Raw genomic sequence first — 23,217 nt, 5'->3', positions numbered from 1 at the left:
GAAATAGATGTTATGAAAGGAAATTACTGTGAGTACAGGTCGTTTTACCATTCCCAGCGAGGAGCATTTCGCTGAGGAGACCAAAAAGCTGGCGGATAGCTGGGGGGCTGACGCCATTCGTGATTCGGATGGGACGAAACTTGACGGCGAATTGATGAAGCTCGGCAAGAAAATCTATAGCGCGTATTTCCCGACTCGGGCGCACAACGAGTGGATCACGCTGCATATGGATGAGACCCCTCAGGTCTATCTGCTGACCCAACGTGTGCTCGCCGACAATGGGCAAGTGGTCATCCCTCTGATGGCCACTTTTTACGCCGAGCAGCTCAAACCCAACTATGACGCCGATCCCGCGAAATATTGGGAAGTGATTGACCGTACCACCGGAGAAGTCGTGCCTACGCGGCGTTGGAGCGTCGCACAGGCCAGCGATACGGTCACGGTCGACGGGGCGGAGCCGATGCATGAGTATACGGTCTCTTTCCTGGCTTATATCATTTGGGATCCCGTTGAGATGTACAACCATCTCACCAATGATTGGGGAGACAAGGAACACGAGATCCCCTTCGACATCTATCATCCCGCCACGCGCAAGTTCGTGTTCGACACGTTCGATAAGTGGCTCAAGGACCATCCACAGACGGATGTGGTCCGTTTCACCACGTTCTTTTACCAGTTCACGCTGCTATTCGACCAAAAGCACAGGGAAAAGGTCGTGGATTGGTTCGGATGCGCCTGCACCGTCTCGCCGCAGGCGCTCGAGGATTTCGCCGACGAATACGGGTATCGCCTGCGTCCCGAGGATTTTGTGGACGAGGGCTGCTACAACTCGTCGTTCCGCATACCCCGCAAACCGCAGCGCGATTGGATAGATTTCCTCTCCCGTTTTGTACGTGGCAACGTCAAAAAACTGGTTTCCATGACGCATGAGGCCGGCAAGGAAGCCATGATGTTCCTGGGCGACCAGTGGATCGGCACGGAGCCGTATATGGACGGGTTCGGTGATTTGGGTCTGGACGCCATCGTCGGGTCGGTCGGCGACGGCACCACCCTGCGCATGATCTCGGATATCAAGGGCGTCAAATACAAAGAAGGGCGGTTCCTGCCGTACTTCTTCCCCGACACGTTCCATGAGGGCAACGACCCGAGTATCGAGGCATGGGACAACTGGCGCAAGGCAAGGCGCGCCATCCTTCGCAGCCCCATCGACCGCATGGGCTATGGCGGCTACCTTTCCCTGGCGGCCAAATTCCCCAAATTCGTCGATGCGGTCAGCCAGATCTCCGATCAGTTCCGTGAGCTATATGAGAAGACGGGGGGAGAAGGCTCCGAAGGCGTGTTGAACGTCGCCATACTCAACTCGTGGGGCAAAATGCGTTCGTGGATGGCCTATACCGTGGCGCACGCCCTGCCCAACAAGCAGACCTATTCCTATTACGGCATTCTTGAGGCGCTTTCCGGTATGCGCGTCAACGTCAGGTTCATCTCCTTTGACGACGTGTTGGACTCGGGTGTTCCCGAAGACATCGATGTCGTGGTCAGCGGAGGGCCTGCAGATACTTCGTTCAGCGGCGGCGAGGTCTGGAAAGACCCGCGTCTGGTCTCGATCTTGCGTTCGTGGGTGCGCGATGGCGGCGGGTTCGTCGGTGTGGGCGAGCCTTCCAGCCTGCAATGGCAAGGGCGCTTTTTCCAATTGGCGGATGTGCTCGGAGTCGATGAGGAACGCTTCCAGACCCTGTCGGTCGACAAATATTTCCCGAAGACGGTTGCCGATCATTTCATCACGGCTGATGTCGCCGCCGGTGACGCGGTTGATTTCGGCGAGCCCATACTCAACACCTATCCTGTCAATGAGCAGGTCGTGCTCCTCAAAGCCGTTGGAGGTCAGGTTCAGCTCGCCGCCAACGACTACGGGCATGGCCGCGGTGTGTACGTTTCCGGGCTTCCTTATTCGGCTTCGAACGCACGGATGCTGGAACGTATGTTGTTCTTCGCCGCTCATCGTGAAGATGATTACGGATTCTTCAGCTCCTCGAACCCGGAATGCGAGGTGGCGCGGTTCCCGAAGACCGGATGGTATTGCGTGGTCAACAACACGGGCGTCTCGCAGCGCACCGTCGTCAGCTTGCCGGACCGGAGTTCCAAGGAATTCGAGTTGCGGCCCAACGATATAGCGTGGTGCAGGTTGTAGGCTTCGCGCGGCGAACCGGTTGGAAAAGGAAAGAAAAACCTCTTAACAAAGATCTTTCTGTCATACGCATTTGATATATGAGGAGATTGGATATTATGCCTACAGGTTTTGAGCGAGGGTATGTTGTCGGCGTCGATATCGGTGGAACGAAGATAGAGGCTGTTCTGTTGTCTGACGAAGGCGCCGTTGTCTCTTCTGGTCGGCTTCCTGCCCGTCAGGGCGGCGATCAGGTGGTATCCGATGTCGAGGCTTTGGTGCGTCAGGTGGCCGGCACGCTTTTCTCCAAGCTCGCGATGATCGGTGTCGGCATCCCCGGTCAGGTCAATGCGCAGACGGGACATGTCAGCAATGTCGTCAATCTTGGCATCGGCGAGTACGATCTGGGTTCTGTGCTGCAACGTCGGCTCGGATTGCCGGTGCGTGTCGAGAACGACGTGAATGTCGCCGCCCTTGGCGCTGCCGGCATCGCCAAGGCTCCTAAAAAAGGGACCACGGTCTTTCTGAATTTCGGCACCGGACTGGCCGCAGGCATCATCATCGACAACCAGCTGCAGCATGGCGAGAGCGGGGCGGTAGGGGAAATCGGTCATTTGCCCGTTGACCCCAATCGGTTCGACTGCCCGTGTGGGCAAAAGGGCTGTTTGGAAACGGTCTGTTCGGGCTCGGCGGTCTCGCGCCTGTGGCCGTATGACAATCCCGCGTTGCCCGGGCTGATTGCCGCTGCGCAACGTGGGGAACGCAACGCGTCCGAGATACTGGCCAAGGTGACCCATGCGATGGGTGACGCCGTGCAGATTGTGGTCCAGTTGACGGATCCCCGGCGAATCATCATCGGGGGAGGCATGGCCAAAACAGGGAAGCCTTTGCTCGACCTCATCAGCCGGGAAATCGGAACGCGCGAGAAGCATTGTGCTTTTCTTCGCAATCTGGATATTGCTTCCCGTCTTGAGCTTGCCCGGTTGGATGAGCCGCTTGGGGCTATTGGCGCTGCACTGCTCTGTCGCTGATGTAGTTGTGGGAAACGATGATCGCCGCCCCGGTCAGCGAGATGTCGGGGCCGCATTGGCAACGACGAATGGTCGTATGCTTGCGGAAAGTCGAGGCTGTGGTCCGGTCCGCATAACCCTGTGCGGCGTCGCAGAATGTGCTGTTGATGATGTCCGGAGGCCCGTAGATGCAGACGTCCTGCACGTCAAGCAAGCCGATCGGCATCGACAATGCCGAGGCGAGTTGTTGGCCCGCATCGGCGAGAATCCGGGTCTGCTCGTCGGCGTTCTTGCCGTGAAGCCGTTTGCGCAGGGCTGGCGCCGACAGCGCCATTTCCAGACAGCCGTGTTTTCCGCAACGGCAGAGCGGCCCGTTCGGATCGATGGAGATATGGCCGATTTCACCGCCTGCATGGTTTTCGCCGACGATTACCGTGTCGTCTATCAGCGTCGCCGAGCCGATGCCGCGGTCGATTTTCACGAACAGTACGTTCGGGCCGGCCTGTCCGAAGTAGCGCTCGGTCAATACCGAAGCCGCCGCGTCATTGGTGATGAACACCGGCATCTTGAAGCGCTGCTCCAACGGTGTCTTCAGGTCGAGGTTTTCCCATCCCAGCTCGGTGGAACGTCGGATCACGCCGTCCTGTACCACGCCGGTTGCGGCGATTCCGATGCCGATGATGTTGCTGGTGCGTTTGGATAGTTTTTCGATCAGTCGGATGACGTCTTCGGGTCTGACTTTTTCTCCGGCGCCCAATACCGTTTCCGAATGAATGAGCGGGGCTCCCAGAAGGTTGGTCACGGCCCCACGTATCAGATGGGCTTCGGAAAGGTCGATGGAGATGACATGCAGCCGTGTGGTGTCCACGCCGAGCAAGGTGCCGTGCTTGCCTTTGCCGGTGTTGTGGGTCTCCTGGCCGTTTTCACGCAGTATGCCTTCGTCGAGCATGTCGCCCACGACGTCGGAGACCGCCACCCGTGACAACCCGGTTTTGCGTCCAAGTTCGGCACGCGAGTATTGACGGGAAGGAAACAAGAGGCTGAAAATCAGTAGTCTGTTGTTCCTTCGGACGTCTGCAGGACTGGCTTTGCTGCTTTTGCCAGGCGTGTGCAGTGTCAGAGAGGTTTTTCCTGAGGACGTCTCCATGTGCCTTCCTTCATTGTTCGTTAGATTTTATGGTAGTGTAGGGCGCTGAAATCTAAGGATATATACTTTCTTTTATCTTACTTTACATACCATAAGACATGCTGCAAACCAAGCAAATTGCATATTTCCAATTATGTAACTATTCTTAACAATATAACCAATACGGCTGATGCTTCTGATGGTTCAAGAAGCATTGCGCAGTTGGGGCAGGCGGGGGCCGTAGGCGATGTGCGGTTTGCCGAAGTGCCGGCTTCATGCCGATTGGCGATGGTATTCACGGAAACGGTGGAAAGGAACCAATGATGGCGAACAACGAGGTCACACTGGCGAATGTTGCCGGGCATTTTCGGCTTGAAGGTGAAGTCTCAAGCATCAAAGCGTATGGTGACGGGCATATCAACAGGACCTATCTGGTGACGACCGACAGGAAACGCTACATCCTGCAGAAGATGAATACCAATGTATTCCCGGACACCGAAAACCTCATGCGTAATATCGAACTGGTCACGTCTTATCTGCATTCGAAGGGCAAAGAGACCCTTGACATCGTCAGGACCGATGACGGGGCGACGTACTATGCCGATGCGACGGGTGCATGGCGCATCTATGCGTTCATCGAGCACACGATCTCTTATAACATGGTCCCCGACGCAGAGGTCTTCAGGGATGCGGGTGCCGCTTTCGGCGATTTCCAGAACGAACTTGCCTCGTTTGACGCTTCGCAGTTGAAGGAGACCGTGGCCCATTTCCACGACACGCCGAGCCGGTTCCTCGATTTCAAGGCCGCGCTCGCGCAGGATCGCGAGGGCAGGGCATCCGGCTGCCGAGAGGAAATCCGGTTTTTCGTCGACCAGGCAGATTGGTATCCGAAGATTACGGACGAGCTTTCAAACGGGAGTATTCCGCTGCGGGTCACGCACAACGACACCAAGCTCAACAACATTCTGATGGATGCCACCACCCATAAGGCTCGGGCCATCATCGACCTGGACACCATCATGCCCGGTTCGATGCTTTATGATTTCGGCGATTCCATCCGTTTCGGTGCCTCCACGGCGCTTGAGGATGAACGGGACCTTGACAAAGTGCATTTCAGCACGGAGCTTTTCAAGGCTTACGCACGTGGTTTCCTCGGCGAAGTAAAGCCAAGCATCACCGATGGCGAGCTGAGGCTGATGCCGGAAAGCGCGATCATCATGACATTGGAATGTGGCATGCGCTTCCTGGCCGATTATCTTTCCGGCGATACCTATTTTGCCACCTCTTATCCGGAGCACAATCTTGTGCGCTGCCGTACCCAGATCAAACTGGTGCGTGAGATGGAGCGAAAGCTGGAAGACAGCCACCGTATCATCGATGAAGTCATGAAGGAACTGGGATGACACAACCAAAAACTCTGGATATGAAGACGGCGAAAAGCGCCGGTGCCGGTCGGGCTTTCGGATCCGAGGACGGAAAGGATGCCGGGCATGATTTCAACGAGGTGTATGACCTGATCGACGCATTGCTCGGATTTGCGCGTGTGAATCTGGGACTTGCCGCCGAGGATGTCGATTGGGCGAGGAATCGTGTGCTCGAGTTGTTCGGCCTTGCCTCTTATGTTCCCGGTGACGTTGAGGCACCGGCCGAGGGCCCGGCGGGTTTTGCCGACCCTTCCCGATTGCTGCATCGTCTCTGTGTGTCTTTGGACGCCCTTGGTCTTGCCGACTCATATAGCGAAGAAGACGTCGACGATATGGTCATGGGAGCGCTTTCCGCCCGTCCGTCGACGCTCCGGAAACGTTTTCGTAAGGTCGAGGCATCGCAAGGCGCCATGAACGCGATGGATTGGTTCTATCGGTACTGCGTTGCCAATACCGCTGTCAAGAAGGCGCAGCTTGACCGCAATCCCCGTTTCGAATCCCACGGACTGATCATCACCATCAACCAGGCCAAACCGGAATTCAAGAACATGAAAAAGGCCCGGTCCGGCAACAGCGTATCCGGCGGTTATCCTCGTTGCACCATCTGCCACGAGAACGAGGGATTCGCGGGTCGTGACAAGAGGACGCTGCGCACCATACCGGTTGAGTTGGGCGGGGCCCCCTTCTTCTGGCAGTTCTCGCCGTATGGGTATTTCCATCAGCATGGCATCTGCGTGAATATGGAGCACACGCCGATGCATGTCGATCGCACCACCTTCGGCAATCTTATGGATTTTGTCGATCGGTTCCCCGGCTACTTCCTTGGATGCAATGCGGCCTTGCCGCGAATCGGCGGATCGGTGCTCGCCCACGACCATTATCAAGGCGGCGGTGAGCTGATGCCGATGCATAAGGCTCAGGCGTGGAAACGGATGGGCGTGCCGGGGCTCGATAAGGTGCAGGTCGAGATCCTTGACTGGCCTGGCACGGCGATTCGTGTGGTGTCAAGATCTCGTGAGGCTATCGTCGAGGTCGCTGACACGATTCGTCGGGGATGGGAAGGCTACGACAATGCAGGACTCGATATCCTCGCCAAGGGTAAAGACGGCAGGCAGTCCGCGGTCTCTCCCAGCGTCTGCCTTACCTTGCGAGGCTATGAGATGAATCTGATTCTCCGTAACAACGCTGTCAGTTCGCAATATCCGGAAGGCATTTTCCATGTTCATCCACAATTCTGGGCCATCAAACAGGAACCGATCGGACTGATTGAGGCGCAGGGGCTGTTCGTGCTGCCCGGACGGTTGATCGGTCAGCTTTCCGCTCTTGAACAGGCGCTGGTGGAAGGTCGCCCCCTGCCGCAAGAAGAAAGCGAATTCGCGTTTGAATGGAACGAGTTGCAGGAGGGGCTGCGGGGGCCGCGTACCGCTGGCAACGTCCATGCTGCGGTTCGTGACGAGCTGGGAAGCGTGTGCCGGCGAATTCTGGCCAATACTGCGGTGTTCAAACACAAGGAGGACACCATGGGCTTCCTTGAGGGGCTTGGGCTTACCGTGCAATAAGCCCTTGAATGGTATCTGTATCTGGAAGTAAGACAAGTGCCGAGTATCGGCGATTCCATCCGGCCCGGCGATAAAACCGAAAATGCAACAAAGGAGAAAACCAAAATGGCAGAAATCATCATTACGAAGAACGAGGATGAGGCCGGCGAAATCTATGCCAAGTGCGTGGCGGATTTGATCGAGCGCAAGCCTAACGCGGTGCTGGGGCTGGCCACGGGTTCCAGTCCGTTGGCGGCCTATCGTCATCTTGCGGCCGAAGTCAAGGCGCGCAATCTCGACGTCAGCCAGGTCCGTGGGTTCGCGCTCGACGAGTATGCGGGCCTTGACCCGGCCCACCCGCAGTCCTACCGCAGCACCATCACCCGCACGGTCGTCGAGCCTCTGGGCCTTGACCCGGCCAAGGTGCGCGTGCCCAACGGCAATCTGGAGACCATCAAGGACGCCGGGCGCGAGTACGATGCGGCCATCGAGGCCGCCGGCGGTGTGGACGTGCAGATCCTCGGCATCGGCACCGACGGCCATATCGGCTTCAACGAGCCGGGCTCCTCGCTCGCCAGCGGCACCCGTATCAAGACGCTCGCCGAGCAGACCCGCATCGACAACGCCCGCTTCTTCGACGGCGACATCAACCAGGTGCCCACCCACTGCATCACGCAGGGCATCGGCACGATCATGAAGGCGCGCCACCTGGTGCTGCTCGCGTTCGGCGAGGGCAAGGCCGAGGCCGTCAAAGAGACCTGCGAGGGCGGCATCAGCGCCTTCTGCCCGGCCTCCGCGCTGCAGCTGCACCCGCACGCCACCATCATCGTCGACGAGGCCGCCGCCTCGAAGCTGGCGCATAAGGATTACTACCGTTACGCCTACGCCCACAAGCCGGCGTGGCAACAGATCTGAGAATATCCCTCAGGCTGATTGCCGCCATCCTGGTTGTCAACCGGCGCGGGCCAATCAAGAAATTCGGCAGGTTGCGACGTCGGTATTCCATTGGCGCCGCAACCTGCCAAGGCGTTGAAACGCCGTGGGGTATGGCAGAGCGCATCTTTATCGTCAAACGGCACAATGTGCCACGATAGTGATGATGGTAAGAAAGCATTCCAAGCAAAGCATGAAGGAACGTGAGTGGGAATGTCAGATGAAAACAGGCAGCAGACCGTTGAACAGGTCACGAAAGCCGTTGAAGGCGAGGCGATTGACTGGCTGGTGGTGCACCATGCGCGAAAAATCGACGCACGGGGCATCGAGGACGGTTTCTGGCTCATCGCGCACGATGGCGTGATAGCGGCGACCGGCAACGGGGAAGCGTCGCTGGTCTCGGCCTGTCGTGGGTTCGGCATTACCGATGGTGCTGCTGGAAGCGATAGTGGGACGGGACAGGCCGAGGTGCTGCCGTTATCCCTGAAACCGGGAGTGAGCGAGGTCGACGCCCAAGGCAGGAACTTTACCCCCGGTTACATCGACATCCATGCGCATGGTTCGTGGAATCGCTCGTTCGACGACGGCCTCGAAGGCATCGATATCGCCCGTACCGGCCACTTGGTGCACGGTACCACGCGTCAGGTGCTCTCGCTGATCACCAATCCGATGGACGTGATGTGTGCGAACCTGAAGAACGTCAAAGCCGCGATGGGCAAGCGGCCCGATATTCTCGGCTCCCACTTGGAGGGCCCGTTCCTGGCGCTTTCACGCAAGGGCGCACACGACCCGAACTGTCTGAAGGACTCGACCGACGATCTGGTGGACCGTCTTCTTGACGCCGCCGACGGTTCGATCCGTCAGATCACCATCGCCCCGGAGCTGCCTCACGGGATTTCGGCCATCAAACGGTTCGCGGCTGCCGGTGTGGTGCCGGCGGTGGGCCATTGCGATGCGGACTACGAGACGGCCAGACGCGGTTTCGAGGCGGGTGCCGGCATCATGACCCATATGTTCAACGCGATGAACGGGCTCAAGCACCGCGAGCCGGGCCCGATTCCGGCGGCGGTGGAGGATCCGCGCGTCACCATCGAGCTGATCAACGACGGCTTCCACGTCCAGAACCCGGCGCTGAGGATGGCGGTGAAATTCGCGCCGCATCGCTTTGCCTTCGTCACCGACGCGATGAGCGCCACGGACTGCCCGGACGGAGCGTACAAGCTGGGCGCGCTGGACGTCACGGTCAAGGATGGCCACGCCCGTCTGGTCTCCAACGGCTCCATCGCCGGTTCCACGCTGTTGCTCGAGCATTCGGTCGCGCGCGCGGTCAACGTGCTCGGCATGGCTCCCAGCGATGCCGTTGAAGCGGCGACGCTCACCCCTGCCCGCGCGTTCGGCTTCGACCACGCCAACGCCGTCACCGGTGCGCCGCTGGGTCTGCTTTCGCCGGGCTATGCGGCGGACCTTCTGCTGAGCGACCCGAAGACCTGGCAGGTCGAACACGTCTGGTGCGCCGGACGTCGGATCCGCTGAGACGGATGCAGGTTGCTGATCGGCAATATCGGGATATCACCGATCGCGTCCCGATATCGCTGATTTACAAAAGCTGATTCACAAAACACAAAAAGACCGTCATCACAGCAATTCTCTCCTGCGATGACGGTCTTTTTGCATATCGGCCTGTTCTGGTTTGGCCTTGGCTTGTATTGCGATATGGAGGCTTTACTTCTCCGCCTCGCCCAGATAGTCCGGAATGCTCTCCGGGTACTCGGGCCAGGCGCCGTTTTGCGTGCAGACGTAGGCGGCGGTGTTGACGGCGGCGCGATGGGCGTCGACCAGCGACGAGCCGGTGAGCACCTTGGCGGTGAACGTGCCGGAGAAGGAATCGCCGGCACCGACGGTATCCACCACGTCGACGCGCGGGGTGTCGAGAGTGGAGGATTCGCCGTCCTTGGCGATGATGGTGCTGAAGGTCGAGCCGCCGGTCAGGATGACGTAGTTGAGACCGTACTGCTCCATGAACCAGTTGCAGGCCTCTTCGTCCGAGGTGCCGCGGATGTCGAACATGTCGCGCAAAAGCAGCAACTCGGCATCGTTGATCTTGAAGACGGTGGCGTAGCCGAGCAGTTCCTCGATCAGCTCCTTGGAATAGTGGTCGCCGCGGATGTTGATGTCGAAGAACTTCATGGCGGTCGGCTTGGCGTGCTTGAGGAGCTCCACGATGGTGTCATGCGATTCCTGGCTGCGAAGGGCCAGCGTGCCGTAGCAGATCGCGTCGGCCTTCTCGACCATGGCGATCAGCTCGCGGGTGTAAAGGATGTGGTCCCAGGCGACGCCCTTGATGATGGTGTACTCGGGGATGCCGTTCTTCAGGGCGACCTCGACGGTGGAGGTGGGCCAGGCGTTGCGTTGCACGATCGATTCGACGCCGGACTTCTTGATCGCTTCGATGAGCTCGTCGCCCAGCGGATCCTCGCCCACGGCGCTGATGGCGTGGCCTTCCGCACCGTTCATAGCGGCGTGATAGGCGAAATTGACGGGGGCGCCGCCCGCACGCTTGCCGGTGGGAAGCATATCCCAGAGCAGTTCTCCCAGAGATACAACGATTGGCTTGGTCATGATGTGATCCTTTCTTACATGTTTATACGTTTTTTTCAATGACGAAACTCTTGAGTTGCGGCAGATGGCCTGTTCGCCGAAAAGCTACCGCAGAGCAGTATCGTTTCCCTTTATCCCGAATTACCTGGCGGGCGGTCGGTTCGGAAATAGGAAGGTCGGTCCAAAAACTGGGTGATGGCCGTGGCGGCGGCACCGAGTACGGCCGCGTCGGTAGGCAGGCTGGAAAGCGTGATTTCGGTCGATTGCGCGATCTCGGGGATGACCCGTTCGTCTACCACGTTCTGCGCCGAATCGAGCAGGTGGCGGCCTCCGAGCGCTCCGATGTCGCCGAGTACGATGCGGCGAGGGTTGAAGGCGTTGCAGATGATGACGCATCCGTAGCCGACGTAACGTCCGATTTCGGCGACCAGACGACGTGCTTCGCGGGTTTGTTCGGTGTCTTTGTTTTGCCCGTCAGCCAGTGCGAACAATGCCTGGCAGGCTTCGAGATGAGCCATGGACCCAGAGCCTGGAATGATGCCGAGCTCGTCGATCCGCTGGTGAATCGCGCCTGCGGAGCAATAGCATTCCAGACATCCCACATTCCCGCATTCGCATTTCCTGCCGTCTATGGCATCGATCGAGACGTGGCCAAGTTCGGTGGATGCCCCAAGATTGCCGTAGACAAGCCTGCCGTTCTCGATGACCCCGAGGCCGACGCCTTCACCGAGAAGGAAATAGGCAAGGCTTCCGGAGTCGGCGAGCCCGCCGAACAGCCGTTGTGCCAAGGCTCCGGCCCGGGCATCCTGTTCGATGAAGACGGGAACGGGGCAGTTTTGCCCGAATTCCTCCTGGAAGTTGATGTTGCGCCAGTGCGGCATACTGGAAACGAGCGCCGCATAACCGGTGCCGTGCAGGTACGGGCCGGGCACCGCCATGCCGATGGCGACGATATCGGGGTCGGTTTGAAGCAGGGAATCGATGGTTTCGTGCGTGGAGGCGATGGCCGCGTCGATGGTGTCGTCGCTGACCCGCGGCATGTCGGTGAGGCTCAGGCATCTGCCCTTGAGGTCGAAAACGCCGATCTGCACCAGGCTGCGCGCGAATTTGACACCGATGAAGTGGAACCGTTCGGTGTCGATGTTCAAGCCGATGGACCGGCGACGTTTGCTGCCTTTCATATCGCCGGTTTCGGCCACGATGCCGGCGTCGATCAGGCGTGCGGTGATTTTGGTGATGGCGGCAGGCGTCAGGCCCAGCGCCTTGGCGATTTGCGCTCGCGAAGAGATGCCGTAGTGGTAGAGATGCCACAGCGTCCGTGAACGGTTGCGTTCGGAGACGACGGATTGGGGCACCGGTTTACGAATCGGGTCTTCGGTGAAGTCCGGTATCGATGGTGCCAGATGGTCGGTCGAGAAAGGTTGCGAAGTGCTTTGAGATGGTGATGATTCGCTGTTTTCGCGCATCCGCACCTCCTTGGGCCAACCCTGCGTCCGGTAACCGCCATCCGTGATGGTCACCGATTAATGAACTGACTTCATATATTAACGAGGTTAACGTGAAACTGCAAATCCGGTTACTGCCAAGCGGTTATCAAAGAATTTGCCGAAGTATGGTGGGGTGCCATGTTTCCTGTTTTTCTGCCTCCGCACGTTCTTCCTTGAGACACGATTGGCTCTCGGATCAGTGAAGTCGACTGTCGGTCACGAACAGGGCATGGGTGTCTCCGGCGGCTTTGCCACGTTGGAAACGATCGAAGATCTTCAGGCGTTCGACCGTGCTTTTGGCCAGCGGCTGGGGCAGATCGTCGCGTGAGAACCAGCCGACCTTGAGGCTTTCGTCATCGCCGACGAACGGTTCGGCGTTGCCGCCGGGTTTGAGGCGACACAGGAACGAATGATCCATATATTGCGTGCGGTCGCCGTTGTCGTAGGCGATGATTTCGGAGGAGGAAACCACGGCGACCAAGTCGGTGACCTCGGCGTCGATGCCGGTCTCCTCCTTGATTTCGCGCACCACCGTGTCTGCCGGTTGCTCGCCGGGTTCGTTGATCCCGTAGACCATCGCCCACTGCCCGGTGTCGGTCCGCTGCCCGAGCAAAATGTGTCCGTGCCCATCCTCCACGAGTCCGGTGACCCCGTTGAGCCACAGCAACTCGTGCCCGATCTTCTTGCGCAGTTCGATAATGAACGATGGCGTGGTCATATCTTGCCTTTCCTGGATTCTAACTGACGTGTTGGAGACGGAGATATACATTGTCCGACACGCTCCGGGCCGCTCAGGCCGAGTCTTTACGGTCGGACAACGCATATCTCCGTCTCCAACACTCTGTATTATCAATTATTATCGTTTATCTGCTTTCCAAACCACGCAGCACGCGGCCTGAGTTACTCTCTTGAAACATCAAAAGTAGTGTGTGGGGCGGGCAGATATGCGATGTGGGGCGTAAGCTTGGCATAGATTTTGCCTTCGCGCTCGTACATCGCGCTCACTTCGCCTACGTGAAGCCCACAGGGCTTCACGCTTAACGGCTCAGCTAAACATTGCATATCCACATCCCTCACACGATGAGAACGTAACTTTTCCCGGAGAATTACTTTCTGGCTGCCGCGCGCTGCGCCATCCACTCTTCTACATCGTCGATCTGCTTGGGGATATCCTTGGAGATCCACTCGGGGCCGTTGGCGGTCATCAAGACGTCGTCCTCGATACGCACGCCGATGCCGCGCATCTCCGCGGGGATCAGCAGATCGTTCTTGGCGAAGTAGAGGCCCGGCTCGATGGTGAAGACCATGCCCGGCGTGATCTTCGCGCCCTGGTAGGACTCGTAACGGGCCTGCGCGCAATCGTGCACGTCGAGGCCGAGGTGATGAGCCACGCCGCAGGCGAGCCAACGGCGGTGCTGCTGGCCTTGAGGCGAAAGCGATTCCTCCACGTCGACTTTGAGGATGCCCCAGTCGTGCAGCTTCTGCGCGATGACGCGCATGCAGGCGTGGTGGATGTCGGAATAGGTGGCACCCGGCTTGGCGGCCTCGAAACCGGCCTGCTGGCTATCGAGCACGGCCTGGTAGATCTTCTTCTGCAACGGGGTGAACTTGCCGTCCACCGGGAAGGTGCGGGTGATGTCGGCGGTGTAGAGGCTCTCGACTTCGATGCCCGCATCGATGAGCACCAGTTCGCCATGGCCTACGACGCCTGTGTTGCGCATCCAGTGCAGGATGGGCGCGTGCTCGCCGGAAGCCACGATTGTGCTGTAGCCGACGGTGTTGCCTTCCTCGCGAGAGACGGCGTTGAACTCGCCTTCCAGCATACGCTCGCTGCGCGGCTTGCCCACGGCTTCGGGAATCCGGGAGAGGATGCGGTCGAAGCCATGCTTGGTGGCGGCGACGGCCTTGCGGATCTCGCCGACCTCGTACGAGTCCTTTTCCATACGAGCGGTCGAGGCGAACTCCTGCAGTTCGTTGTCGGCCTTTTCGTTGGCGGCGGGGTCGGGGAAGCCGTTGGCCTCGCGCACGTTCTCGACCTCGGCGGTCATCTGGGGGTCGGCCAGGCGGATGACGCGCATGCGCACGGCTCCGGCCTCGGCTCCGACGTCCTTGCCCAGAGCGTCGGGCAGCTGGGCGATGTCGTGGGTGGGGATGCCGGTCATCGCGTGGAGCTCCTTCAAGCCCGCGCGCGGTCCGACCCAGTACTCGCCGTAATGCGCGTCGGCGTAGTAGGCCTCGGTGCTGTTGTCGGCGCGGGGGGCCACGAAGAGCTCGGGGGTGTGGGTCTCGCCGGCCTTCGCCTCGGGCGACTCGGGGTCGACGGGGTTCAGGACGAGCACCGCCCCGGCCTCGTAGTCCTGGCCAAGCCCGGTGTAATAGGAGAACTCGGTGTTGGGGCGGAAGGCGTAGTCGTCGTCGTTGTTGCGCGTCTTGGGCTGGCCGGCGGGGATGACGATGCGCTCGCCTTCGAAGCGCTTGCCCAGCGCCTTGAGGCGCGCGCCGATGAACTTGCTGGACTCCAGCGGCTCGATGTCCGGCTCCTGGTTGTCCCAGCCGGTCTTCATGAACTCGCCGAACGCCTTGGATGTGGTCGGCCGAAGCGTCCGGTTGTTGGTCCTGTCTTCCATCGGTTGGTCCGCTCCTGGCGCCTGCGCCATTTCCGCTGCTTCGTATTCCTTGTCCTTTTCGGTTACAACCACCCTCAACGATGCTCCTTTTCCTCGTTTCTGCATTATCATACTGGATTATACAGTCGTGGAGCCGTTGTTTTCGTATCGTGGATATTCCCGAACGGATCGTCTTCAGGCCAGTGCCGTCATCGACGTCTGTCGATGACGGGCATATACAGGTCCGGCATCTCCTTTCCGTCGGCTGCCTTGCGTGATTGGGTGAGGTTGCGCAGCCTCCAGGTCATCGTTCCCGGCGTCGTCGAATCTTCGCCGTTGAGAGTCAGCAGGCTGCATTCATACGGTTGCGCCGGCGTACCCAGCGTCTTGCCGTATCGCTCGCTGACCAGAAAACCGTCGTAGGGGTTGTCTGCGTGACTGTCGGGCCGGAAGCGCCACTGCTGCGCGGAATCGTGCCTGTTGGCGGCGTGCCCTTCGATGCTGACGCTGCCGTCCTCGTTCGCGGTGAGTCCCAGACCGCCCCAGCCGCCTGAAGGCACGGTCGCGAAACTCAGCGTGCCGTTGTCGTTGCGGGTTATGGTCCATGCGCTGGAAGTGTCGTCCATGCTGTTGTACGTGCCCCACAGGGCCGAGAGGATGATGCCGCCACCTCGGGCGGTGTAGCCCGGATGAATGTAGTAGAGGTCGCCGATATCGTCGAAGCGGTCGGAGGTGATTTGGAAGATGTCGTGTCCCAGATCGTTGTGTTCGCAGGTTCGGGCGATGATGTTCGGTTTTTCCGTCAGCTGCAGCTCCAGCCCGTGCTCGTTCGGCGAGGGCCGGTCCCAAGGTGCGGGCAGCGCGGAATCCGGAAATATCCTGGCCATGGCGTCGTAGGTCATAGGGTCGTATTCCTTGAGTTCCGAGCGGACGTTCACCGCGCCTCGCACGCCGTCGTTGATGCCGTCGCGAGGCTCGGCGCAGACGTTGAACCAGACGGTGGCCATGGTGGCGAAGAACTCGTCGGAATCCTGGATCGCGTAGGTGTGGGCCCACAGTCCCTCGGACCGTGCATGCGCGTAGGCGCGATAGTAGATGTTGCGGAGGGTGAGGTCGTGCATCTGCTGGATGCCGCCGATCAGGATCGAATGGCCGAATTCGTGGATGAGGATGTTTTCGTTGCGGTAATGGGTGTTTTCCTCGGGATTGGGGCTGTTGAGGATGCGCAGGATGTTTTTCTCGGAGATGGAGGCTATCCAACCGTCGCGCGTCGGTACCCCGCCGAGCCCCTCGACGTCGTACATGTCCTTGGAGAAGTTGCAGCGCTGTTCCGGGAGCATGTAGACGTTTTCATGCATGCCATAGATGGCGAAGACGTTGTTGGATTCGATCATCGCCTCGACTATCCCGGTGCCTGGCTTGCCCAGTTCGGTGTCGATCTGCTCGATGGCCATGTGCATGGTGGTGTCTGCCACCGTGTCGTCGGCCACCACGGGGATGCCCGCGTGTGATTGCATGCGTTTGGTATAGAACGAGAGCACGGGGATATGGCGATATATGGCGTCGGGCGCGTGTCTGCCCTTCTCGTCGGCGATGGCGTGTCCTCTGACTTGTAACGTCAGCTGCTGATCCGGATCGATCGTGCCGCTGTACGCGATACTTGACAGGTGCAGATTCGGGTCCAGGTTGCGCATGCAGTTGCCGCTGGTCGCGCCGATCTCCTTATTGTCCCGGTCGAAAAACAGGGTGTCCGTGACGCCTTGCTCGGGCTTGGCTTTAAGGGTGACGACAGTGTCGCCGTTGGTGAGGGTGAAATTGTCGGGATTGATTGCTTCGGCCTCATCGACGTATTCGTCCCAATAGATTTCAAGGAACTCGCACTCTTTGAGCACGCGTATTTTGATGATTGACGGCCCGTTGTGCGGATCTGGCACCGAATCGATCACCGCCCCGGTGCGTTGGTCGATGTCGTGGCTTGCACGGATTCCAGTCTGATTTGTGTCGATATTGGTTGTCATCATACTCCTTTGTTGCCATCGGAGGAGAGCGGCGGAACAGGGAAACGTCCCCTGTACACGGTGTCGAGGGAATCGCACGGTGAGGGCGTGCGATGCGAATTCGTTGACATGGCTGAACGCGTGTTGCGGCGTTCCTGTGGATGTGTCTGCTTCACGTCAACGGCCTCCTTTGCGTTGTCGGTGGTGTCCGGCTGCATCGCCGGGACACCATGAATAACTTGCACTATAAGGGTGCTGCATGGTTCATCAAGTCGAAATATGACCAGAATAGAGGATTTTTCTCTGATTTTTTTGCAGTGCCTTACGGAACTTGACCGATGCCTCGGAATAAAATGGCGACGCCTTGGTTGTTTTTTCCGCGCAGCGTAGCTGGATATGCTCTTTCATACAATGGTGATGTCTATTTTTCAAGGGTATCAAGCCAAAACGAGGTCTTATGTCATTCGAGCATCCGAAAACCAACGGGGTCACCATTCGCGAGGTCGAGCGCGAGATCATGAGCCGGCGGACCACCCACGAACAGCTGGGCCATGATCTCGAGGTGATGGATCTGATGCTCGACCTCTTGGGCCACCCGGAAGACACGTTCCGTATCATCCATATCACCGGTACCAACGGCAAAGGCTCCACCGCCCGCATGGCCGAAGCCATCTGCCGCGCCTACGGCATGCGCACCGGTCTTTTCACCTCGCCGCACCTGCAGAAGATCAACGAGCGCATCGCCGTGGACGGCCAGCAGCTTTCGGACGACGACTTCATCGACACGTGGATGCAGATCAAGGACTTCGTCGCCCTGGTCGACCAGAAGATGAAGGCCGACGGCAAGGCTCCGATGAGCTATTTCGAGATCCTGACGGCGATGGCCGTCTGGAAGTTCGCCGACGCCCCGGTCGATGTGGCCGTCTTCGAGGTCGGCATGGGCGGGCGTTGGGACGCCACCAACGCCCTCAACGGCGATGCTGCGGTCATCGGCCCGGTCGACATGGACCACATGCAGTGGCTGGGCGACACCCCCGCGAAGATCGCCACGGAGAAGGCCGGCATCATCAAGCACGAATCCACCGCCATCATCGGCGCGCAGCCTCACGAGGCCGAGGTCATGCCCATCCTGGAACAGGCCGCAGTCAAGCAGCACGCCACGCTGATCCGCGATGGCGAAGAGATGGAGGTCGTTTCGCGCCAGCCCGCGGTCGGCGGTCAGGTGGTCACGCTGCGCACCCCGAACGGCACCTACGAGGACATTCCGGTCGCCAAGTTCGGCGAGCATCAGGCGCACAACGCTTTGGCGGCGCTCGCGGCCGCCGAAACGGTCATCCCCGTGGCCGGCCAGCTCACACAGGATGTGGTGGCCGAGGCGCTGGGCGGGGTGAAGATTCCCGGACGCATCGAACAGGTGCGCACCTCGCCGACCATCATCATCGACGGCGGGCACAACGCCAACGCCGCCGAATCGTTGCGTGCGGCCCTTGAGGAGAACTACAGCTTCGAGCAGCTGGTCGGCGTGGTCGCGATGATGGAGGACAAGCAGGTCGAGGAATACCTCGGCACGCTGGAGCCGATTCTGAGCCAGATCATCGTCACCGAGAACTCGTGGCGAGACCGTGTGATGCCCGCCGAGGAACTTGAGAAAATCGCCGTGGGCGTGTTCGGCCGCGACCGCGTCACCCGCATCGATAACCTGCCCGACGCCATCCAGGAGGCCGTCAACATGGTCGACGCCGATGATGAGCTGGGTGTCGGCTACGGCCACGGCGTGCTCATCTGCGGCAGCTTCGTCACCGCCGGCGACGCCCGCACGCTGCTGGCCGAGAAGAAGAACCCCGAGCTGGCACTGCCCAAGGCCCAGCGCGTGGTCGGTAAGCCGAAGGACTCCGATGATGCCGCATCCGCCAAGAAGGACGAGGACATCGTCTCCGAGGTCTTCGGAGACACGTTCGGCGATTTTGGAGTGCGTCAGGTTCCCTTCGAAGGCGAGAGCGAGCCCGGCACCACCGCCGAGCAGCTTCGGCGCAAGCAGAACGGTGACGACAAGTAACAGCGAACATCTCTCGGGGCGTGACGACGCTAACCGAACGCCTCTTTGGGTACAAAGGCCTTGTAAGAATGGCTCCGGGCGACCCCTTTGCCGTTTATTTGTCACTTTTTACGTGCTTGCTGGCTCCATCCACGTAAAAAGTGACAAATAGACGCGGTAAATGTCACTTAATTCCGTGGAGCACGGAAGCAAGCAAGTAAAAAGTGACAGTTGACGATACGGTCGGCGGCAGCGTGATGGGTTTCGGCGCCTTCGGTACGCCCGTCATCTGCCATGTCGTATCGTCGGCGATACCGCTTGCCGGGAATGCGGTATACACATGGATACAATAATATTTGGATTGACTACGAACGACAGGGCAAAACGCAGGAAGGCGAAGGTCTTATGTATCTCAAGGAACTGACGCTCAGGGGCTTCAAGTCCTTCGCCTCTGCGACCACCTTGCGTTTCGAGCCCGGCATCACGGCTGTGGTCGGTCCCAACGGGAGCGGCAAGTCCAATATCGTCGACGCCCTGACCTGGGTCATGGGCGAGCAGGGGGCCAAGAACCTGCGCGGCACTTCGATGGAAGATGTCATTTTCGCCGGCACTTCCTCGCGTCCGCCGCTGGGACGCGCGCAGGTCAGTCTCACCATTGACAACACCGATGGCACGCTCGATATCGATTACACCGAAGTCACCATCAGCCGCACCATCTACCGCAACGGCGGCAGCGAATATGCCATCAACGGTTCACCTTGCAGGCTTCTCGATATACAGGAACTGTTGAGCGACACCGGCTTGGGCCAGCAGATGCACGTCATCGTCGGCCAGGGCAGGCTTGACGAGATTCTGAAAGCCGACCCCGCCGGTCACCGCGCCTTCATCGAGGAAGCCGCCGGCATCCTCAAACACCGCAAGCGCAAGGAACGCGCGATACGCAAGCTCAAAAACACCGAAGCGAACCTCGCCCGCACCGACGATCTGCTGCATGAGATTCGTCGGCAACTGGGGCCGCTCGGACGCCAGGCCAAGATCTCACGGCGCGCGGCCAGCATCCAGATAGCCTTGCGTGACGCACAGTCGAGGATCTTCGCCGAGGATGCCCAGAAATCCATGGAAAGCCGGGCCAAGCTGCGCCATGATTTGGGTGATGTGCGGCGAGAGCTCGAAACCGCGCAGCGCGAACTGGCCAAGGTGAAAGTGCATATCGAGCAGGTCGAGGCACTAAGTAGCGAGTCCAGCCCGGCTATGGCCAAGATCAACGAGACCTGGCACGAGCTTTCCGGCATCGAGGAGCGGTTCCGTTCACTGGCATCGCTTGCCGACGAGCGCGCGCGGTCGCTCGCAGGCCAGATGATCACGAACTTCGGCGAAGATCCCGATATCCTCGAATCCCGCGCCAAGGAGTTGGACGGGCAGGCCGAAGCACAGAAGAAGGCCGTTGCCGATATGCGTCTGGCGTATGATAAAGCGACGGAATCGCGTGCGGGCGATGAAAAGCAGCTCGCCGTAGCCCGCCAGACCTTGACGGAACTGCGCAAGGCGGCGCAGGAGCATACCTCGAAGGTCGCCAATCTGCGCGAGCTCAAGACCCGCGAGGAATCGGCCATCGAGCTGGCGCAAAGCCGTGCCAAGGATTTCAGCGGGCAGCGTGATTCCCTCGCCAAACAGCGTGACGAGGCCACGGCCCAGCGTGACGCCTTTGAAGCGGAAACGCAGAACGCCGGTGAAGAAGACAGCGCAGCCGATCTTGAGTCCGCAAAAACCGCGATGCAACAGCGACAGGAGGAGCTTGATGCTCTGCAGGAGCAGCTGCGGGCGGCGAACGCCAAGGTGACAGCCCTCAAGGCCAAGGCCGATGCGCTGAACGAGACTCTGGAAAGCCGCAATGCTTCCGGTGAGTTGGAGCAGGACGATGCCGTGGCGGCGTTGGGCAGGCTTGCCGACTTCATTCATGTCGAGGATGGCTGGGAGGAGGCCATCGCCCATGCGCTCGACCAATTTGCCAGTGCCATCGTGGTGCCCGGCAAGTCCAACATGGTTCAGGCCCTGCATCGGGCGAGTGCTGACAAGCTGGGACAGGCTGTTGTATTGCATCCGCTTGAACGTGCGTACGGCGATGATGCCGACAGGCAAGGCGAGGACGACCATGCGCAAGACGGCCACTATCCGGTTCGTTGTGCCGCTGCTCTGGTAAGTGCTAACGGCACCGCCAAAGACCATGATTTCGCCGCCAACGTCGTTCGCGCCGTTCGCCTGCTGCTTGATGACGTCGCTGCGGTACCCGATATCGAAACCGCATTCCAGGCAGTGGAAGGTAATCGCGAACGGTTCAGCCAGGCGGTCACCAAATCCGGCGAGGTGGTCAACGCCGTCGGTGCCATCGGCGGTTCCTCGCGTTCGCAGAGCGACCTTTCATTGGCCGCGAGGCGAGACAAGGCGGCCGCGGAGGCCGAAAAGCGCAAAGAGGAAGCAGCGACGATCGGGCCGAAAATCGAAGCCGCGAAAGAGGCTCGTGACAAGGCTCGACTCGAAGTCGACCGCCAGTCGCAGCAGCGCATTCAAGCCAAGGTAAAGGCCGATCAGGCACGCAAGAACCTTCAAAACGTTGAACAACGCGTCAAGCAACTGACACGGCAGCTGGCCGGAATTGACGAGAAAATCAAGCAGACCGATGACGAAAGGCAGACTCACCAGCTCAAACTCGAGGACTTGAGCCAGGCGCTTGACTCTGCCGAACGAACCGATGCGGAAAACGAGGATTTCGACGATCTGGACAAGCGCGTCCATGAGCTTGAAACCACGCTTGACAAGGCGCGTGAGCAGGAAGTCTCCGCCAAGATCACTTTCAACGACGCCAACCGCAAGGCCGATTCGCTGGTTCGTCAGGCCGGTCTGCTCCACGATCAGGCAAGCGAGGCGGTAGCGAGACGCGCCAAGATGAAAGCGCTCAATGAGAAGCGTGAGCATCAACAGGCCCACGACCGGCGGATCGCCACCGACGCGCGGGGCATGGCCGCGTTGGTGGCTTCGGTGCTGAAGACCGTGGTCGCCAAACGCGATGAACTTTCAAAGGCTGCCTCAAGCCACGATACCGAGCTGAAGCAACTGCGTGCCCAACGTGACGAAGCCGAGCCCAAGGTCGCCGCGTTGCAGCAGCACGAGCACGAGCTGGACGTCAACCGTGAGCGTCTGGCCGCACAATACGGGCAGATCGAGCAGAAGGTCTTGGATACGCTGGGCATGGGGCTCGAGGCGTTGGTCGACGAATACGGACCGGACAAACCGGTGCCGGTGCTCGACGACGAAGGCCATCCGATTGCGCTTGAGAACGGTGATGATGAAGATGACGCCGATAACGGGGAAGCTACCGAAAATGCCGACAAAACCGAAAGCGTTTCTGACGCCGGCAACAACCATGCGGCAGCTGAGAATGTGCCGATCGATGCCGACCATTACCAGATGGTGCCTTACGTCCGCGCCGAGCAGGAGAAACGCCTCAAGAAGGCCGAACGCGATCTGAAGGCGCTGGGCAAGATCAATCCGCTGGCGGCCGAGGAGTTCGATGCGCTCGAGACGCGCAACCAGTACCTGAACGATCAGCGCAACGATGTCGCCAAGAGCCGCGACGACCTGCTGAAGCTCATCAAGGACCTTGATCACACGATGATCGAGGTGTTCAAAAACGCCTTCGACGACACGGCCGCCGCATTCGAAAAAGTCTTCGCGACGCTCTTCCCGGGAGGCAAGGGGCGGCTGCGCTTGGAGAACCCGGATGATCTGCTCACCACCGGCGTCATCGTCGAGGCCAGCCCGGCGGGCAAGCGTGTCAAGCAGCTGAGCCTGCTCTCCGGCGGCGAGCGTTCGTTGACGGCTTTGGCCTTGCTCTTCGCCATTTTCACCGCGCGTCCGAGCCCGTTCTACGTGATGGATGAGGTCGAGGCCGCGCTCGACGACATCAACCTGACCAGGCTCATCAACGCGTTCAACGACCTGCGCCGGCACGCCCAGCTCATCATCATCACCCACCAGCAGCGTACGATGGCCATCGCCGATGCGCTCTACGGGGTGACGATGCGCTCCGACGGTGTCACCGCGGTCGTAAGCCAGAAACTCGCCAACAACTAGGCAATAACTAGACATGTCGCAAGGCTTGCCGGGAACATCTGCCGATTTTTCTGCACGAACTGTGCACAGGAATTGGTCGTGAAATAACGCTAGTCTACTATCCTGATAGAAGACGACTCGATAACTGCAATGCGGTGGTCGTTACGGACAAACGGATTTGAAGGA

General features: G+C 59.5%; 15 protein-coding genes. 9 read left to right on the top strand and 6 right to left on the bottom strand.

The features are described 5' to 3' along the window. Positions 1-28: 28 nt before the first annotated feature. Both gnpA and OZX75_RS04590 read left to right on the top strand, forming a co-directional pair. Positions 29-2,191, top strand: coding sequence for a 1,3-beta-galactosyl-N-acetylhexosamine phosphorylase (gnpA, locus tag OZX75_RS04595; protein ID WP_277145513.1), 2,163 nt, complete (start codon positions 29-31; stop codon positions 2,189-2,191). Positions 2,192-2,286: 95 nt separating this feature from the next. Further along, a complete protein-coding gene (locus OZX75_RS04590) occupies positions 2,287-3,198 on the top strand; it encodes an ROK family protein (RefSeq protein WP_277145512.1) in 912 nt (303 codons plus the stop codon). Here OZX75_RS04590 and OZX75_RS04585 read toward each other — a convergent pair. Further along, positions 3,170-4,324: an ROK family protein gene (locus OZX75_RS04585; protein WP_277145511.1), complete on the bottom strand. Its 1,155-nt coding sequence runs from the start codon at positions 4,322-4,324 to the stop codon at positions 3,170-3,172. The two genes, OZX75_RS04590 and OZX75_RS04585, sit on opposite strands and share 29 nt — an antisense overlap. 299 nt (positions 4,325-4,623) lie before the next feature. Here OZX75_RS04585 and OZX75_RS04580 point away from each other — a divergent pair, with 299 nt between their 5' ends. The 4 genes from OZX75_RS04580 to nagA all read left to right on the top strand — a co-directional run bounded on the left by OZX75_RS04580 (position 4,624) and on the right by nagA (position 9,731). Further along, complete coding sequence (locus tag OZX75_RS04580; protein ID WP_277145510.1) at positions 4,624-5,706, top strand: phosphotransferase enzyme family protein; 1,083 nt, start codon at positions 4,624-4,626, stop codon at positions 5,704-5,706. Positions 5,707-5,726: 20 nt separating this feature from the next. Then, complete coding sequence (locus tag OZX75_RS04575; RefSeq protein WP_525930278.1) at positions 5,727-7,286, top strand: UDP-glucose--hexose-1-phosphate uridylyltransferase; 1,560 nt, start codon at positions 5,727-5,729, stop codon at positions 7,284-7,286. 105 nt (positions 7,287-7,391) lie between these two features. Further along, positions 7,392-8,180, top strand: coding sequence for a glucosamine-6-phosphate deaminase (nagB, locus tag OZX75_RS04570; RefSeq protein WP_277145508.1), 789 nt, complete (start codon positions 7,392-7,394; stop codon positions 8,178-8,180). Between the two features lie 231 nt (positions 8,181-8,411). Beyond that, positions 8,412-9,731: an N-acetylglucosamine-6-phosphate deacetylase gene (gene nagA, locus OZX75_RS04565; RefSeq protein ID WP_277145507.1), complete on the top strand. Its 1,320-nt coding sequence runs from the start codon at positions 8,412-8,414 to the stop codon at positions 9,729-9,731. 189 nt (positions 9,732-9,920) lie between these two features. Here nagA and OZX75_RS04560 read toward each other — a convergent pair whose 3' ends face one another. The 5 genes from OZX75_RS04560 to OZX75_RS04540 all read right to left on the bottom strand — a co-directional run bounded on the left by OZX75_RS04560 (position 9,921) and on the right by OZX75_RS04540 (position 16,910). Then, positions 9,921-10,817, bottom strand: coding sequence for a carbohydrate kinase family protein (locus OZX75_RS04560; protein ID WP_277145506.1), 897 nt, complete (start codon positions 10,815-10,817; stop codon positions 9,921-9,923). Between the two features lie 110 nt (positions 10,818-10,927). Further along, positions 10,928-12,262, bottom strand: coding sequence for an ROK family transcriptional regulator (locus OZX75_RS04555; RefSeq protein ID WP_277147325.1), 1,335 nt, complete (start codon positions 12,260-12,262; stop codon positions 10,928-10,930). A gap of 217 nt (positions 12,263-12,479) precedes the next feature. After that, the gene (locus OZX75_RS04550) at positions 12,480-13,001 is read right to left on the bottom strand and encodes an NUDIX hydrolase (RefSeq protein ID WP_277147323.1); all 522 of its coding nucleotides are present in this window, start codon (positions 12,999-13,001) and stop codon (positions 12,480-12,482) included. 388 nt (positions 13,002-13,389) lie between these two features. Further along, positions 13,390-15,015 (bottom strand): aminopeptidase P family protein, encoded by a 1,626-nt coding sequence (locus OZX75_RS04545; protein WP_525930268.1) that lies wholly within the window; start codon positions 15,013-15,015, stop codon positions 13,390-13,392. Positions 15,016-15,098: 83 nt separating this feature from the next. After that, complete coding sequence (locus OZX75_RS04540; RefSeq protein ID WP_277147318.1) at positions 15,099-16,910, bottom strand: hypothetical protein; 1,812 nt, start codon at positions 16,908-16,910, stop codon at positions 15,099-15,101. Between the two features lie 433 nt (positions 16,911-17,343). On the opposite strand from OZX75_RS04540, the gene OZX75_RS04535 reads away from it, so the two are divergent. The 3 genes from OZX75_RS04535 to smc all read left to right on the top strand — a co-directional run bounded on the left by OZX75_RS04535 (position 17,344) and on the right by smc (position 23,052). After that, positions 17,344-18,942 (top strand): bifunctional folylpolyglutamate synthase/dihydrofolate synthase, encoded by a 1,599-nt coding sequence (locus OZX75_RS04535; protein ID WP_277147317.1) that lies wholly within the window; start codon positions 17,344-17,346, stop codon positions 18,940-18,942. A 203-nt stretch (positions 18,943-19,145) separates the two neighbouring features. Beyond that, complete coding sequence (locus tag OZX75_RS04530; protein ID WP_277147315.1) at positions 19,146-19,274, top strand: hypothetical protein; 129 nt, start codon at positions 19,146-19,148, stop codon at positions 19,272-19,274. 52 nt (positions 19,275-19,326) lie between these two features. Then, a complete protein-coding gene (gene smc / locus OZX75_RS04525) occupies positions 19,327-23,052 on the top strand; it encodes a chromosome segregation protein SMC (RefSeq protein ID WP_277147313.1) in 3,726 nt (1,241 codons plus the stop codon). Positions 23,053-23,217: the final 165 nt, after the last annotated feature.

The organism is Bifidobacterium sp. ESL0800, from assembly GCF_029395355.1.
Lineage (GTDB): Bacteria > Actinomycetota > Actinomycetes > Actinomycetales > Bifidobacteriaceae > Bifidobacterium.
This window is presented reverse-complemented; position numbering and strand designations above follow the sequence as displayed.

Coding starts and splice junctions, on each gene's coding strand:
- OZX75_RS04590 (WP_277145512.1), top strand. CDS start 2,287: ATGCCTACAGGTTTTGAGCGAGGGTATGTTGTCGGCGTCGATATCGGT.
- OZX75_RS04585 (WP_277145511.1), bottom strand. CDS start 4,324: ATGGAGACGTCCTCAGGAAAAACCTCTCTGACACTGCACACGCCTGGC.
- OZX75_RS04580 (WP_277145510.1), top strand. CDS start 4,624: ATGATGGCGAACAACGAGGTCACACTGGCGAATGTTGCCGGGCATTTT.
- OZX75_RS04575 (WP_525930278.1), top strand. CDS start 5,727: ATGAAGACGGCGAAAAGCGCCGGTGCCGGTCGGGCTTTCGGATCCGAG.
- nagB (WP_277145508.1), top strand. CDS start 7,392: ATGGCAGAAATCATCATTACGAAGAACGAGGATGAGGCCGGCGAAATC.
- nagA (WP_277145507.1), top strand. CDS start 8,412: ATGTCAGATGAAAACAGGCAGCAGACCGTTGAACAGGTCACGAAAGCC.
- OZX75_RS04560 (WP_277145506.1), bottom strand. CDS start 10,817: ATGACCAAGCCAATCGTTGTATCTCTGGGAGAACTGCTCTGGGATATG.
- OZX75_RS04555 (WP_277147325.1), bottom strand. CDS start 12,262: ATGCGCGAAAACAGCGAATCATCACCATCTCAAAGCACTTCGCAACCT.
- OZX75_RS04550 (WP_277147323.1), bottom strand. CDS start 13,001: ATGACCACGCCATCGTTCATTATCGAACTGCGCAAGAAGATCGGGCAC.
- OZX75_RS04545 (WP_525930268.1), bottom strand. CDS start 15,015: ATGCAGAAACGAGGAAAAGGAGCATCGTTGAGGGTGGTTGTAACCGAA.
- OZX75_RS04540 (WP_277147318.1), bottom strand. CDS start 16,910: ATGATGACAACCAATATCGACACAAATCAGACTGGAATCCGTGCAAGC.
- OZX75_RS04535 (WP_277147317.1), top strand. CDS start 17,344: ATGTCATTCGAGCATCCGAAAACCAACGGGGTCACCATTCGCGAGGTC.
- smc (WP_277147313.1), top strand. CDS start 19,327: ATGTATCTCAAGGAACTGACGCTCAGGGGCTTCAAGTCCTTCGCCTCT.